Annotated in this window: 14 protein-coding genes; all 14 read left to right on the top strand. The window is 44.1% G+C overall.

Annotation, left to right across the window (positions count from 1 at the left end; all coding sequences use genetic code 11):
- The first annotated feature begins 70 nt into the window (after positions 1-70).
- Positions 71-433 (top strand): Asp23/Gls24 family envelope stress response protein, encoded by a 363-nt coding sequence (locus tag FNL97_RS11930; protein ID WP_015863406.1) that lies wholly within the window; start codon positions 71-73, stop codon positions 431-433.
- A 17-nt stretch (positions 434-450) separates the two neighbouring features.
- Positions 451-2,127: a DAK2 domain-containing protein gene (locus FNL97_RS11925; protein ID WP_143415851.1), complete on the top strand. Its 1,677-nt coding sequence runs from the start codon at positions 451-453 to the stop codon at positions 2,125-2,127.
- 66 nt (positions 2,128-2,193) lie between these two features.
- On the top strand, positions 2,194-2,856 hold the full coding sequence (sdaAB, locus tag FNL97_RS11920) for an L-serine ammonia-lyase, iron-sulfur-dependent subunit beta (RefSeq protein ID WP_015863408.1): 663 nt from the start codon (positions 2,194-2,196) through the stop codon (positions 2,854-2,856).
- Positions 2,857-2,890: 34 nt separating this feature from the next.
- The gene (sdaAA, locus tag FNL97_RS11915; protein WP_041269848.1) at positions 2,891-3,781 is read left to right on the top strand and encodes an L-serine ammonia-lyase, iron-sulfur-dependent, subunit alpha; all 891 of its coding nucleotides are present in this window, start codon (positions 2,891-2,893) and stop codon (positions 3,779-3,781) included.
- A complete protein-coding gene (gene recG / locus FNL97_RS11910; protein ID WP_062678238.1) occupies positions 3,771-5,819 on the top strand; it encodes an ATP-dependent DNA helicase RecG in 2,049 nt (682 codons plus the stop codon). Before sdaAA ends, recG begins: the two co-directional genes overlap by 11 nt.
- A 120-nt stretch (positions 5,820-5,939) precedes the next feature.
- A complete protein-coding gene (gene fapR / locus FNL97_RS11905) occupies positions 5,940-6,536 on the top strand; it encodes a transcription factor FapR (protein ID WP_015863411.1) in 597 nt (198 codons plus the stop codon).
- Positions 6,520-7,509: a phosphate acyltransferase PlsX gene (gene plsX, locus FNL97_RS11900; protein ID WP_062678237.1), complete on the top strand. Its 990-nt coding sequence runs from the start codon at positions 6,520-6,522 to the stop codon at positions 7,507-7,509. The genes fapR and plsX overlap by 17 nt, the downstream gene beginning before the upstream one ends.
- Before the next feature lie 14 nt (positions 7,510-7,523).
- Complete coding sequence (fabD, locus tag FNL97_RS11895; protein WP_015863413.1) at positions 7,524-8,465, top strand: ACP S-malonyltransferase; 942 nt, start codon at positions 7,524-7,526, stop codon at positions 8,463-8,465.
- A gap of 3 nt (positions 8,466-8,468) precedes the next feature.
- Positions 8,469-9,209 (top strand): 3-oxoacyl-[acyl-carrier-protein] reductase, encoded by a 741-nt coding sequence (gene fabG / locus FNL97_RS11890; protein ID WP_015863414.1) that lies wholly within the window; start codon positions 8,469-8,471, stop codon positions 9,207-9,209.
- 74 nt (positions 9,210-9,283) lie between these two features.
- A complete protein-coding gene (locus FNL97_RS11885; protein ID WP_003251806.1) occupies positions 9,284-9,517 on the top strand; it encodes an acyl carrier protein in 234 nt (77 codons plus the stop codon).
- Between the two features lie 149 nt (positions 9,518-9,666).
- Positions 9,667-10,407, top strand: coding sequence for a ribonuclease III (rnc, locus tag FNL97_RS11880; RefSeq protein WP_062678236.1), 741 nt, complete (start codon positions 9,667-9,669; stop codon positions 10,405-10,407).
- A 92-nt stretch (positions 10,408-10,499) separates the two neighbouring features.
- Positions 10,500-14,063, top strand: coding sequence for a chromosome segregation protein SMC (smc, locus tag FNL97_RS11875; protein WP_143415850.1), 3,564 nt, complete (start codon positions 10,500-10,502; stop codon positions 14,061-14,063).
- 21 nt (positions 14,064-14,084) lie between these two features.
- Positions 14,085-15,074, top strand: a complete 990-nt coding sequence (gene ftsY / locus FNL97_RS11870; protein ID WP_015863418.1) for a signal recognition particle-docking protein FtsY — start codon at positions 14,085-14,087, stop codon at positions 15,072-15,074.
- A gap of 161 nt (positions 15,075-15,235) precedes the next feature.
- Positions 15,236-15,568 (top strand): putative DNA-binding protein, encoded by a 333-nt coding sequence (locus tag FNL97_RS11865; RefSeq protein ID WP_015863419.1) that lies wholly within the window; start codon positions 15,236-15,238, stop codon positions 15,566-15,568.
- The last annotated feature ends 14 nt before the right edge of the window (positions 15,569-15,582 follow it).

The raw sequence follows: 15,582 nt of genomic DNA, 5'->3' as shown, positions 1-15,582 counted from the left end.
ACTTTTAAAAAGCAGAGCGTTATAGTACAATGACTGTAGCTATGCGAACAATTCCAAAGGGGGAACTGTCATGTCCATTGAATTGCAAACAAAATACGGGAGAATCGAAATTTCCAATGATGTCATTGCGATGATTGCAGGGGGCGCTGCGGTCGATTGCTACGGAATCGTTGGAATGGCATCGAAAAATCAAATTAAAGACGGAATTTCTGAAATTTTGCGGAGGGAAAACTTTTCTAAAGGTGTGATTGTCCGAGAAGAAAATGGGGAAGTGCATATCGATATGTACATTATTGTTAGCTATGGAACGAAAATTTCTGAAGTTGCCCATAACGTGCAAACAAAAGTGAAATATACGCTTGATCAAATGTTAGGGCTTTCCGTACAGTCGATTAATATTTATGTTCAAGGGGTTCGTGTAACGAATCCGTAGTAAGGAGGAGTTAGTAGGTGACAATTAGGATACTTGACGGAAGACTGTTTGCAGAAATGGTCTTTCAAGGAGCGGCGCATTTATCCAACAATGCAAAAGCGGTCGATGCGCTGAACGTCTTTCCGGTTCCGGATGGCGATACAGGCACGAATATGAATTTATCGATGACTTCTGGTGCAAAGGAAGTAAAAAATAATATTTCTGATCATATTGGAAAAGTCGGCAGCGCATTAGCAAAAGGGCTATTGATGGGAGCACGCGGAAATTCAGGAGTGATTTTATCGCAATTGTTTCGTGGTTTTGCGAAAGCGGTGGAAGCGAAAAAAGAAATTAATAGTGCGGAATTTGCTGCTGCGCTTGAAGCAGGTGTCACCACCGCTTATAAAGCGGTAATGAAGCCGGTGGAAGGCACGATACTGACCGTAGCGAAAGACGCGGCGAAGCGGGCGGTAGAAGTCGCCAAAAAAGAACAAGACATTGCCATTGTGATGGAAGAGGTAGTGAAGGAAGCGAAGGCGTCTTTGCAACGCACACCTGAATTATTGCCGGTATTAAAAGAAGTGGGGGTTGTCGATAGCGGCGGTCAAGGGCTTGTCTACGTATATGAAGGATTTTTGAGCGCATTAAAAGGGGAAAATGTTGCTGATCGAAAGCCTATAGAAGTCTCGATGCAAGAATTAATCAATGCTGAACATCATAAAAGTGCACAAAGCCATATCGATACGGATGAAATTGAGTTTGGTTACTGTACCGAATTTATGGTACGGTTTGAACGAGATAAATTGCAAAAACATCCATTCTCTGAAGAAGCGTTTCGTCAAGATTTAAGCCGATTCGGTGACTCATTATTAGTCATTGCTGATGATGAACTTGTAAAAGTGCATATTCACACAGAACAGCCAGGCGAAGTGCTGACATACGGGCAAAAATACGGAAGTTTAATAAACATTAAGATTGAAAATATGCGCCAGCAGCACGCAAATATAGTAAATCAAGAACGCAATGCTGCTTCGAGCGCATCGAAGGCGAAACAAAAAGAGAAATATGGAATTGTGACAATAGCGATGGGATCCGGCGTTGCCGAGCTGTTTAAAAGCATCGGCGCACACGTTGTCATTGAAGGCGGCCAAACGATGAACCCGAGCACGGAGGATATCGTAAAAGCAATTGAAAGCATTAACGCAGAAACAGTATTCGTGCTTCCAAATAATAAAAACATTATTATGACAGCACAACAAGCTGCGACCGTCGTCAACCAAAAGGTGATCGTCATTCCATCGAAAACAGTCCCTCAAGGGATGTCGGCATTGCTGGCGTTTAATCCATCACTTTCTGAGGAACAAAATGAAAAAGCAATGACGGTCGCCTTGTCGCGTGTCAAAACAGGACAAGTTACGTTTTCAGTACGGGATACAACGATCGATGGGGTGGAGATTGAAAAAGACGATTATATGGGTCTTGCTGATAATAAAATCGTTGCGGCGGAAAGAGATAAGCTTTCGGTGACGAAGCAGCTGCTTAATACGCTAATTGATGAAGATAGTGAAATCGTTACAATGATATATGGGGAAGAAGCAACAGAAGAGGAAGTCGAAGCAATTGTTTCTTATATTGAGGAAACATATCCGGACGTAGAATTGGAAGTGCATAACGGAAAACAGCCGTTATATCCATTTATCTTTTCTGTTGAATAAATTATGTTAGAATAGTAGAAGGGGAGTTCCCCTTCTATTTTATTGTAATATTAAGGGAGTGAAAATGTGAAATATAAAAGCGTCTTTGATATTATCGGACCAATTATGATTGGACCATCTAGTTCGCATACAGCAGGAGCGGCGCGAATCGGGAGAGTGGCGCGCAGCTTATTTGGCAGAAAACCGAAATGGGCACATATTTCCTTTTACGGTTCTTTTGCGCAGACGTATAAAGGGCATGGAACCGATGTAGCCATTGTTGGTGGCCTTCTTGATTTTGATACATTTGATGAGCGAATTCCTTATTCGCTTGAAATTGCGAAACAAGAAGGAATGGAAGTCACTTTTTATGAAGAAGATGCGATTCCTCATCATCCTAATACAGCGAGAGTGCGCATTGGAGATGAAAAAGGGGAATTAGAACTTGTCGGTATTTCCATTGGCGGTGGAAAAATCGAGATTATCGAGTTAAACGGATTTGAGTTGAAGTTGTCTGGCCATCATCCGGCATTGCTCATTATGCATAATGACCGGTACGGGGCGATCGCGTCGGTGGCGAATGTTTTAGCGAAATATGCGATTAATATTGGACATATGGAAGTGTCACGGAAAGAAAAAGGAAAAGAAGCGTTGATGACCATTGAAATAGATCAGCCGATTGATCAAACAGTGATTGATGAACTGACAGCGTTGCCGCATATTATCCAAGTAACAAACATTGCGGATTAGCGTAAGCGTTTGCAAAAAAGGAGGCCGCATCATGATGTTTCGCAACGTTGCTGAACTTGTGCAATTGGCGGAAAGCCAAAACATTAAAATTGCCGAAGTAATGATTCGGCAAGAGATAGAAGTAACGGGGAGAAGCCGTGAAGAAATTTTTGCGCAAATGGATAAAAACTTGCAAGTAATGGAACAAGCGGTTGCAAAAGGGCTTGCCGGCGTTGTCTCCAGATCGGGGCTCACTGGCGGGGATTCGGTGTTGTTGCAACAATATATCAGACAAGGGAATTTTTTATCAGGAGAAACGATTTTAGATGCCGTTAGTAAAGCGGTGGCGACAAATGAAGTAAACGCGGCAATGGGCGTCATCTGCGCGACGCCGACTGCGGGTTCCGCCGGAGTTGTTCCGGGGACGCTTTTTGCAGTAAAAGAAAAATTAAAGCCGACGCGTGAAGAGATGATTGAATTTTTATTTACAGCGGGGGCATTCGGTTTTGTTGTTGCCAATAACGCCTCCATCTCTGGCGCGGCTGGAGGGTGTCAAGCGGAGGTCGGCTCAGCCGCGGGAATGGCGGCGGCAGCGTTAGTCGAACTTGCCGGGGGAACGCCGAGCCAAGCAGCGGAAGCGATGGCGATCGCTTTAAAAAATATGTTAGGATTAGTATGTGATCCTGTCGCTGGTCTTGTCGAAGTTCCATGTGTAAAGCGAAATGCGATGGGAGCGGCAAATGCGATGGTAGCAGCAGACATGGCGCTTGCTGGTATTAAAAGCCGCATTCCATGTGATGAGGTCATTGAAGCGATGTTTCGCATCGGTGAAACAATGCCAACTGCATTGAAAGAAACTGCAGAAGGAGGGTTAGCAGCAACGCCGACCGGCCGCGCTTTAGCGGCAAAAATTTTCGGCGTTTCAGCTAATAGCCGTGAATCGTGAGTTGCAACAACCTGTTACAGCAATAAAGGGAATTGGAGAAGAAACAAGTGAAGCGCTTCGAGAAATGGGGATTACAACGATCGAGGAATTGTTTATGCATATTCCATACCGCTATGAAGATTATGAGATAAAAGATTTAGCGGAAGTAAAACACGACGAAAAAGTAACAGTCGAAGGGAAGGTTCATAGCGAGCCTTCTCTTACCTATTATGCGAAAAAAAAATCGCGCTTAACATTTCGTCTGCTTGTGGGACGGTATTTAATCACCGTCGTTTGTTTCAATCGTCCTTATTTAAAAGGAAAATTATCCATTAACGATACTGTTACAGTCATTGGAAAATGGGATCAACACCGTCAAATGATTACGGCATATGAATTGAAATTAGGATCGCTGCCGCAAAAGCGGGAAATTGAACCTGTTTACTCGGTTCGTGGATCCATCACAGTGAAAGGAATGCGTCGTTTTATCAAGTTGGCTTTAACGCAATACGGCGAAGCAATCGTGGATCCGCTCCCGCTATCGATACGGCAAACGTACCGGCTTATTTCAAAGCAGGAAGCGATTCGGGCGATCCATTTTCCACGTTCTCATGAGGAATTGAAGCAGGCGAGACGGAGGCTTGTATACGAGGAATTTTTGCTTTTTCAATTAAAAATTCATGCTCTTCGTAAAGTGCAAAGAGAATATTCGGAAGGAATCGCCCATTCGTTTTCGGAGGAAAAATTGCATGCCTTCATCCAACAGCTTCCATTTTCGTTGACAAAAGCACAGCAGCGCGTTGTTCATGAAATACTAGCGGATATGCGATCCCCATACCGTATGAACCGCCTTCTTCAAGGAGACGTTGGTTCGGGAAAAACGGTCGTTGCGGCGATTGTATTATATGCTGCCGTTCTATCCGGCTATCAAGGAGCGCTAATGGTGCCGACGGAAATTCTAGCGGAGCAGCACGCGCAGTCATTGCAAACATTATTCGCATCAACCAATGTAGCGGTGGCGTTACTAACAAGTTCTGTGAAAGGAAAGAAAAGAAAGGAAATTTTAGAACAGCTTGCTTGTGGAGATATTGACATTATTATTGGGACACATGCACTTATTCAAGAAGAAGTAAATTTCAAGCAGCTTGGTTTGGTGATTACAGACGAACAACATCGGTTTGGAGTGGAACAGCGCCGGATTTTGCGCGAAAAAGGGCAATCGCCTGACGTGTTGATGATGACGGCGACACCAATTCCGCGAACGCTTGCCATTACTGCGTTTGGCGAAATGGATGTGTCGGTGATCGACGAAATGCCGGCCGGAAGAAAAAAAGTGCAGACATATTGGGTAAAACACCATATGTTTGAACGCGTTCTTGATTTTATCGAAAAAGAAATTCAAAAAGGACGCCAAGCATATGTCATTTGTCCGCTCATTGAAGAATCGGAAAAATTAGATGTGCAAAATGCAATTGATGTTCATAGCATGTTGACACATTATTACAAAGGGAAATATCATATCGGCCTTATGCACGGACGGCTTTCTTCGGAGGAAAAAGAGGAAGTAATGAAAGCGTTCAGCGAAAATCGTGTGCAAGTGTTAGTTTCTACTACGGTTGTGGAAGTTGGCGTAAATGTCCCGAACGCCACTGTCATGGTGATTTACGATGCGGAACGATTTGGGCTGGCACAGCTGCATCAATTGCGCGGTCGGGTCGGCCGCGGTGATGAGCAATCATATTGTATTTTAATTGCTGATCCAAAATCAGAAACAGGAAAAGAGAGAATGCGCATTATGACGGAAACGACAGACGGATTTGTTCTATCAGAGAAAGACTTGCAGTTGCGCGGCCCTGGTGATTTTTTTGGCACCAAACAAAGTGGTATGCCTGAATTTAAATTTGGAGACGTCGTACATGATTATCGCATTCTGGAAGTAGCGCGCAACGATGCGGCAAAATTAGTTCAATCTACTGCTTTTTGGCGCGATGAGCCGTATCAATGGCTGCGTCTTTATTTACAAGAATCCGGTGTGCTAGATGGCGAAAAATTAGATTGATACGGAGCTGTTTTCGCCATTTTCACTAAAGAATGAAACCACTTTTTTTGCTTGCAATCTTTTTTTTGAGATTATATACTACTATTAGTACCTAGTCATAGAAGTGGACGGTGTAAATAGATGCGAAAAAGCAAACGGGAACGACAACGGCTTTTGCAAGAAACGATTCAAGAAAATCCGTTTATTACCGATGAGGAATTAGCTGAAAAATTTTCCGTCAGCGTTCAAACGATCCGCTTAGACCGTTTAGAGTTGTCGATACCTGAACTGCGTGAGCGAATTAAACATGTCGCGCAGCAATCGCTGGCCGATAAAGTCAGGTCGCTTCCGATTGAGGAAGTAATCGGGGAAATTATCGATATTGAGCCCGACCATAGCGCCATTTCTATTTTCGATGTGAAATCAGAACATGTGTTTAAGCGGAATCGTATTGCGCGCGGTCATCATTTATTTGCCCAAGCCAATTCACTTGCTGTTGCCGTCATCAACGATGAGCTTGCATTGACAGCAAAAGCGAACATTCGCTTTACAAGACAAGTGAAAGAAAATGAACGAGTGGTAGCGAAAGCAAAAGTGGTCGGCGAAAAAGAGAACGGACGAACGATTGTGGAAGTAAACAGCTACGTCGGGCAAGAACTTGTCTTTTCCGGAACGTTTGAAATGTATCGATCAAATCGCGAAAAAAAGGATGGAGACAGCAATGAAAATAGCAATTGATGCGATGGGAGGAGACCATGCCCCAAAAGAAATCGTTCTCGGGGCGATGAAGGCCGTTCAGCACTTTTCAGATGTACATATTACTCTATTCGGAGACGAGGGCAAAATTCGCCCTTATCTTACATCAGACGAACGGATCACTGTCATTCATACCAATGAAGTGATCGAAGCAACGGATGAACCAGTGCGGGCGGTAAGAAGAAAAAAACAATCGTCCATGGTGTTAATGGCCGAAGAAGTGAAAGAAGGACGCGCTGATGCTTGTATATCGGCGGGAAATACGGGCGCGCTTATGGCGGCAGGGCTATTCGTCGTCGGACGAATCGCGGGGATTGATCGACCTGCATTAGCACCAACGCTTCCGACGATTGGCGGCGAAGGGTTTTTGTTTTTAGATGTCGGAGCAAACGTCGATGCCCGTCCGGAACATCTGTTGCAATATGCTTTAATGGGAGCGGTGTACGCGGAAAAAGTTCGGGGAATTCCACGCCCGCGCATCGGCCTGTTAAACGTTGGAACAGAAGACCAAAAGGGAAACGATGTTGCCAAGAAGGCGTTCCAACTTTTGCGAGAAACCGATCTTAATTTTATCGGCAACGTAGAAGCGCGCGATTTATTGCAAGGCGTCGCCGATGTGGTTGTCACGGATGGTTTTACTGGCAACGTTGCATTAAAAACGATTGAAGGTACGGCTATTTCCGTTTTTTCTATGTTAAAAGAAGCATTAACAAGCAGTTTTTTAAGCAAATTAGCGGCAGCTGTTTTGAAACCGAAATTAATGGATTTGAAAAAAACGATGGATTATTCGGAATACGGAGGGGCTGCGCTGTTTGGGCTAAATGCTCCCGTCGTAAAAGCGCACGGTTCGTCTGATGCGAACGCCATCTTTCACGCCGTCCGTCAGGCGCGGGAAATGGTAGCGAACGATATCATCACTACAATAAAAGAAGCGATTGAACAAAATCATTCATAAGGGAAGTGGAACATATGGGGAAAATTGCTTTTATTTTTCCAGGACAAGGGTCGCAAACGGTAGGTATGGGAAAAGACGTCGCACAAAGCGACGCCAACATCGCTGCGGTGTTTCAGTCCGCGGACGAACGTCTTGGTTTTTCGCTTTCTTCGCTTATTTTTGAAGGGCCGCAAGAAACGCTGACTTTAACGTACAACGCACAGCCGGCCTTATTAACGACGAGCATTGCGCTTCTTGAAAAAGTAAAAGAAGCCGGCATTACGGCGGATTACGTCGCTGGCCATAGTTTAGGAGAATATACGGCGCTTGTGGCGGCGGGAGCGATTTCGTTTACCGATGCGGTGTATGCGGTAAGAAAACGCGGGGAGTTTATGGAAGAAGCGGTGCCGGCAGGAGAAGGAACGATGGCCGCGGTGCTGGGAATGGATGCGGCCGCGCTTGAAGCGGTGACAAAAGAAGTATCGGAACAAGGCGATCCAGTACAGCTGGCGAATTTAAACTGTCCGGGGCAAATCGTTATTTCCGGTTCAAAAGCGGGAGTAGAAAAAGCCGGGCAGCTTGCGAAAGAGCGAGGAGCAAAAAGGGTTATTCCGCTTGAGGTGAGCGGTCCGTTTCATTCTTCCCTTATGAAACCGGCAGCAAGCAAATTGCAGGATGTGCTAAACACCATTGCGATTCGTGATGCTGAAATTCCTGTTATTTCAAACGTTACTGCACAGCCGGTCGTGAAAAAAGAAGAGATTTTGCGTCTATTAATCGAGCAATTGTATTCTCCTGTACGCTGGGAACAATCGGTAGAAATGATGATCGGCTTAGGAGTAGATACATTTATTGAAATCGGTCCGGGGAAAGTGCTGTCAGGACTTGTGAAAAAAATTAACCGCAACGTGAGCGTGTACGCAGTGAACGATCTTGAGTCTTTACAAGCGACCGTTGCGGCATTGAAAGGAGAATAAACGATGTTGCAAGGAAAAGTTGCGCTTGTCACGGGAGCATCGCGCGGCATCGGCCGGGCGATTGCATTGGAGCTGGCGCGTCAAGGCGCAAAAGTAGCGGTCAATTACGCCGGCAATGAAGCGAAAGCGAATGAAGTTGTCGAAGAAATTAAAAATATGGGTGGGGAAGCGTTCGCCATTCAAGCGGACGTATCTAATGCCGAAGCTGTTGATCAGATGGTCAAAGCGGTATTAGAACGATTTGAGCGCATCGATATTTTAGTGAACAATGCCGGCATTACCCGCGATAATTTATTAATGCGCATGAAAGAAGAAGAATGGGATGACGTGATGAATATTAACTTAAAAGGGGTGTTTAACTGCACGAAAGCAGTGACACGCCCGATGATGAAACAGCGGTACGGACGCATCGTGAACATTGCTTCTATCGTCGGCGTCAGCGGAAATCCGGGACAAGCAAACTATGTCGCCGCAAAAGCTGGCGTCATCGGGTTAACGAAAACAGCAGCCCGTGAGCTTGCGAGCCGCAACATTACCGTCAATGCGGTTGCTCCTGGATTTATTACAACCGATATGACCGACCGTCTTAGTGAAGAACTGAAGGCGGAAATGTTAAAACAAATTCCGCTTGCCCGCTTCGGCGAACCGGAAGATGTTGCGAAAGTCGTTTCATTCCTTGTATCGGATGCCGCTAGCTACATGACAGGGCAAACGCTTCATGTCGACGGCGGAATGGTCATGTAAAATCATATGTTTTTGAAATATCCGCTAGTATTTTCTAGCTGAATCTACTATAATCATGAAGGGAGGTGAATGTGGTGGCAGACGTGTTAGAGCGTGTTACGAAAATTATCGTCGACCGCTTGGGTGTCGAAGAATCCCAAGTTACATTGGATGCTTCTTTCAAAGATGATCTAGGGGCAGACTCTCTAGATATCGTAGAGCTTGTGATGGAATTAGAAGATGAATTTAATATGGAAATTTCTGATGAAGAGGCTGAAAAAATTGTCACAGTAGGAGATGCTGTGAACTACATAAAAAGCCACATGTAATATCGTATAGAAAAGTCCCGTTACAAAAGCGGGGCTTTCTATGCTTTTTATCAGTGTAACGTACGGATGAACGGATATAATAAGGAAGGATAAAACATTGCTTTTTCTATATATATTTTTGTGTGGAATGAAGTCGGAGGGCCTTATGTATGTCGAAACCAAAAGATAAAGAACGAATAAATGAAAAAAGGCGAGCGAAATTTAAGGAACTGCAAAAAAAAATCGGCATTTTTTTTACGAATGAAAAACTTCTTATTCAGGCTTTTACCCATTCATCGTATGTGAATGAGCATCGGAGACGGCCGCATGAAGATAATGAACGGCTCGAGTTTTTAGGTGACGCGGTGCTTGAGCTTACCGTTTCGCAATATTTGTTTAAAAAATTTCCGCATATGAGTGAAGGAGAATTAACAAAACTGCGCGCGGCCATTGTATGTGAACCATCGCTTGTCAAATTTGCCAATGCCTTATCATTCGGTGAACTCGTGCTTTTAGGAAAAGGGGAGGAGTTGACAGGGGGGAGAACAAGGCCAGCGCTGTTGGCTGATGTATTCGAAGCATTCATTGGTGCGCTATATTTAGACCAAGGAATGGATGCGGTCATGCAATTTTTGGGACAAACGATTTTCCCAAAAATTGATGAAGGTGCTTTTTCTCATGTGATGGATTTTAAAAGCCAATTGCAAGAACTCGTTCAACGCGATGGCATCGGTGTGCTTGAATATAGCATTTTAGAAGAAAAAGGACCGGCACATAATAAAGAATTTGTCTCTCGCGTTTCGTTAAATGGACAGGCACTTGGCATCGGAATCGGAAAGTCAAAAAAAGAAGCAGAACAACATGCAGCACAAATGGCATTGCAAAAATTAAAAACAATAGGAAAAGAATAAGGGGCTGGCTCTCCAATATAGTCAGCCCTTCTTTCGGTTCTTTATGTTATAGTGATGGTACAGACATAGGAAAGATTGTGAGGCGGGTATGAATGTTCCTCAAACGGTTGGATATTATCGGATTTAAATCATTTGCTGATCGAGTATCCATTGAATTTGTTCCCGGGGTGACGGCGGTTGTCGGTCCGAACGGGAGCGGAAAAAGCAATATAACCGATGCGATTCGTTGGGTGCTTGGCGAGCAGTCAGCAAAGTCGTTGCGCGGTGCGAAAATGGAAGATATTATTTTTGCTGGGAGTGATTCCCGGAAACCGCTGAATGTGGCAGAAGTGACGATCACTCTTGACAACGAAGATCAATTTTTGCCGCTCGATTATCAAGAAGTCAGCATTACGCGGCGTGTTTACCGCTCGGGAGAAAGTGAATTTTTCATTAATAAACAGCCGTGTCGTTTAAAAGATATTGTAGATCTATTGATGGATTCTGGGTTAGGAAAAGAAGCCTTTTCCATCATTGGCCAAGGTCGCGTCGAGGAAATTTTAAGCAGCAAGCCAGAAGAAAGACGGACCATTTTTGAAGAGGCAGCCGGTGTGTTAAAGTATAAAATCCGCAAGAAAAAAGCGGAAAATAAGCTTGCGGAAACGCAAGAAAACTTGCACCGTGTCAGCGATATTTTACATGAACTAGAACAACAACTAGAGCCGCTGAAAATGCAAGCATCCATCGCGAAAGATTATTTAGAAAAACGCGATGAACTCGAAAGATTTGAAGTAGCACTGATGGTGCATGACATTGAACAATTGCATCAGCAATGGACATCGCTAAAGCAACTGCTTGCCCAGCACCAAAACGAAGAGATACAGCTATCTTCCACATTGCAAAAAGAGGAAGCGGAAATCGAACAGCTTCGCGATCATATTACGGCGCTTGATGAGTCGATTGACGGCCTGCAGCAAGTATTGCTCGTTGCGAGCGAAGAATTGGAAAAGCTCGAAGGGAAAAAAGAAGTATTAAAAGAGCGAAAGAAAAATGCCGTTCAATATAAAAAGCAGCTCGAAGATACAATTTCATCTCTTTCCGAAAAAAAGGAACGCCTCGAGCTAACGTTAAAGCATGAGAAAGAACAGCTTGCTCAGTTAAAGAAGACCGTTTCTACTATTCAAGCGGAACTAAAAGAGAAACAAGCGTCTCTTTCAGCCTATGACGCAAACGTCGAAGAGAAAATCGAGCAGTTAAAAAGCGATTATATCGAACTGGTTCATGAACAAGCTTCGCTAAAAAATGAGCGCTCCCATTTGCAAACACTGCTAGAAAAATTACAGGCAAAACAAATAGCGCTTGCCGAAGAAAACCGAAAATATTTAGACGAGCGCAAATATCTCGAAGAGCAATACGCAAAACTAGACCAAAAGCGTCAACAAATGGAAAAAACGCTGCAAGAAAAGGAAAGGCTCTTGCAGCAAAAAACAAACGAAGTTGCGGCGATGAAAGCCGATTTGGAAAAGAAAGAATCCATGCTTTATCAAGCGTACCAATATTTGCAACAAACGAAGTCGCGCAAAGAAATGCTTGAGGAAATGCAGCAAGACTATGCAGGCTTTTTCCAAGGAGTAAAAGAAATATTAAAAGCACGTGCACAGTTTCCGGGCATTCATGGAGCCATCGTCGAATTGATTCAAGTGCCTGACCGCTACGAAACGGCGATGGAAATCGCTCTCGGCGGCGCGATGCAGCATATCGTTGTAGAAAATGAGGAAGTAGCGCGAAAAGCGATCCATTACTTAAAAGCGCATGCTTACGGGCGTGCTACTTTCTTGCCGATGAATGTCATGCAGCCGAAAACAATTTCTTCCGAACAACTTGCCCTTATTAAAGACCATCCGTCATTTGTCGGAATTGCAAGCGAGCTCATTCATTATGACAGCGCCTATCGTTCGGTCATTGCCAATTTGCTTGGAAATGTGATTATCACAACCGATTTAAAAGGAGCGAATGAACTAGCGCGCTTGCTTCATTATCGTTACCGTCTTGTAACACTCGATGGAGATGTCGTTAGTCCGGGCGGTGCGATGACTGGCGGCGGAATCGCGAAAAAAGCGAATTCTCTTTTAAGCAGAAACCGTGAATTAGAAACGATTACGGCAAAGCTGCATGAAATGGAGCAAAAAACAGAACAGCTTGAACGTTTTGTACAAACGAAGAAGAAAATGATTCATCAAGAGGAAGCGGCATTGCTTGCATTGCGAAAGCAAATAGAGGAGGAGCGTTTTGCGCTTCAAGAAGTAAAAAGCGAATTGCGCGAAGTACAATTGCAGGAAAAAAATATGAATGAACGTCTTGCTCTCTACGACCATGAAAAAGCCAATGATGAACAAGAAGCAAAACAGATGACAGAAAAGCTTGCTGTGATTGAACAACAGCTTTGCGACTTAGAAGGAAAATTGAAGGAAATCGATCGGACGATTGAAACGCTTCAAGCGCAAAAACAAACAGAGCAGACATCAAAAGAAGCGCTGCAAACAGCGATGACGGAACAAAAAATCGCTCTAGCCGAAACACAGCAGCGCCTAAAAAATGTTCAAGAAAAAGTAGAACAGCTCCATAACGAGCTAGCAGATACAGAAAAACAGCTGCAGGCGTCCAAACAAGAACTTGCCTCTCTGATCGAAGAGATGAATTCGAGCCATTTTGGAGAAGAAGAATTAGAGAAAATGCGGCAAAAAAAATCACAAGATAAGCAAAAAACGATTGAACTGATCGCCAGCCGCCGTGAACAGCGCTTGCAATATCAGACGAAGCTCGAGCATTTGGAACGGGAATGGAAAGAGAAAAAACGCCAGCATAAACAGCTTGCGGATATTGTAAAAGACGAAGAAGTCAAGATGAACCGCCTTGATGTAGAGTTGGAAAATTTGTTAAGCCGTCTTCGCGAAGAATATATGCTTTCGTTTGAGGCGGCAAAAGAAGCGTATCCGTTAACGGTGGACGTTCAAGAAGCGCGCAAACGAGTAAAGCTTATTAAACGGGCGATCGATGAGCTCGGAACGGTGAACTTAGGCGCAATTGATGAATACGAACGGGTATCAGAGCGTTATCAATTTTTAACAGAACAAAAAGCGGATCTTCAGCAAGCAAAAGAAACGCTTCATCAAGTCATTGACGAGATGGACCAAGAAATGAAAAAACGATTTTTATCAACGTTTGAACATATTCGTTCCCACTTCGGCGACGTGTTTCGCCAGCTGTTCGGCGGAGGAAACGCTGATTTGCGCCTGACGAATCCGGACGACCTGCTCGAAACAGGCATCGAAATCGTCGCACAGCCGCCAGGAAAGAAATTACAGAATTTAAGCTTGCTTTCCGGCGGGGAGCGTGCGCTAACGGCGATTGCTCTATTGTTCTCCATTTTAAAGGTGCGCCCTGTTCCGTTTTGTGTGCTTGATGAGGTGGAAGCAGCGCTGGATGAAGCGAACGTGCATCGCTACGCCCAATATTTAAAACAATTCAGCGACCAGACACAATTTATTGTCATTACCCATCGAAAAGGAACGATGGAAGAAGCGGACGTGCTGTATGGCGTCACGATGCAGGAATCTGGCGTATCGAAACTCGTTTCCGTCCGTTTAGAAGATTCGAAACAACTCGTAAAGTCATAATGTAGAAAGGATGGCGTCGATATGAGTTTTTTCAAAAAGTTAAAAGAAAAAATTACAAAACAAGCGGATTCGGTTACGGAAAAGTTTAAGCAAGGTCTTTCGAAAACGCGTGATTCATTCGCTGGCCGCGTCAACGATTTAATCGCCCGCTATCGGAAAGTCGATGAAGAATTTTTTGAAGAACTCGAAGAAATTTTGATTAGTGCGGATGTTGGTGTGAATACCGTTATGGAGCTGGTTGATGAACTGAAAATGGAAGTGAAACGCCGCAATATTCAAGATCCGAAAGAAATGAAGGCGGTCATTTCCGAAAAGCTTGTTGAGATTTACCGCGGCGATGATGACGCGAAAGCCGAATTAAATATCCAAGAAAATGGCTTAACCGTTATCTTGTTTGTCGGTGTCAATGGAGTCGGCAAAACGACGACGATCGGCAAGCTTGCCCATAAGTTGAAATCAGAAGGAAAGACGGTTATGCTCGCGGCAGGCGATACGTTCCGCGCCGGAGCGATTGAGCAGCTTGAAGTCTGGGGGGAGCGCGTCGGTGCGGAAGTCATTAAACAATCGGCAGGTTCAGACCCAGCGGCCGTTATATATGATGCGATCCAAGCGGCAAAAGCGCGCCATGTCGATGTGCTTTTATGCGATACAGCTGGACGTTTGCAAAACAAAGTGAATTTAATGAAAGAGCTTGAAAAAGTAAAACGCGTCATTGAACGGGAAATTCCAGGAGCGCCGCATGAAGTGCTGCTTGTACTTGATGCGACAACCGGACAAAATGCGATGAGCCAAGCGAAAATTTTTAAAGAAGTAACTAACGTCACTGGCATCGTGTTGACGAAGCTCGATGGCACGGCCAAAGGCGGGATCGTGCTTGCGATCCGCAATGAGCTTCATATTCCGGTGAAATTCGTTGGGCTTGGCGAAAAAATGGATGATTTGCAGCCGTTTGATCCGGAACAATATGTATATGGTTTGTTTGCGGATTTATTTGATGAAACAAATGAGTAACATATAGGTCTAAAAGACGGGGCTGGCTCGAGACATCATGATTCATGGTCTTTTTGAGCCAGCTTCTTTTTTGTAAAGATAAAATCTTGACATGTATAATAAAAAAAGATACACTAAACATCTGTAAAGGTGTTTCACTTAACAAAAAAGGAGGGAGTTTCATGCTCGAAAAAACGATGAGAATGAATTATTTGTATGACTTTTATCAAGCGCTGCTGACGCCAAAACAGCGCAGCTATATGTCGCTTTACTATTTAGACGATTACTCCCTCGGTGAAATTGCCCAGCAGTATGAAGTCAGCCGTCAGGCTGTTTATGATAATATAAAGCGAACCGAAGCGATGCTAGAAGAATATGAAAAAAAATTATCGCTCTTTCAGAAGTTTCAAAAACGAAAACAGCTGATGAACCAACTAAAAGATTATGTTTTACAAAAATATGGAGAGGACAAACAACTTTTCGATATGATTAAAGAACTAGAAGAATTAGAATGATAAGGAGGTGAAAA

Source organism: Geobacillus sp. E263 (assembly GCF_007197795.1).
In the GTDB taxonomy this organism is placed as follows: Bacteria; Bacillota; Bacilli; order Bacillales; family Anoxybacillaceae; genus Parageobacillus_B; species Parageobacillus_B toebii.
The sequence above is the reverse complement of the archived record's forward strand: the minus strand, read 5'-3'. Positions and strand labels throughout refer to the sequence as shown.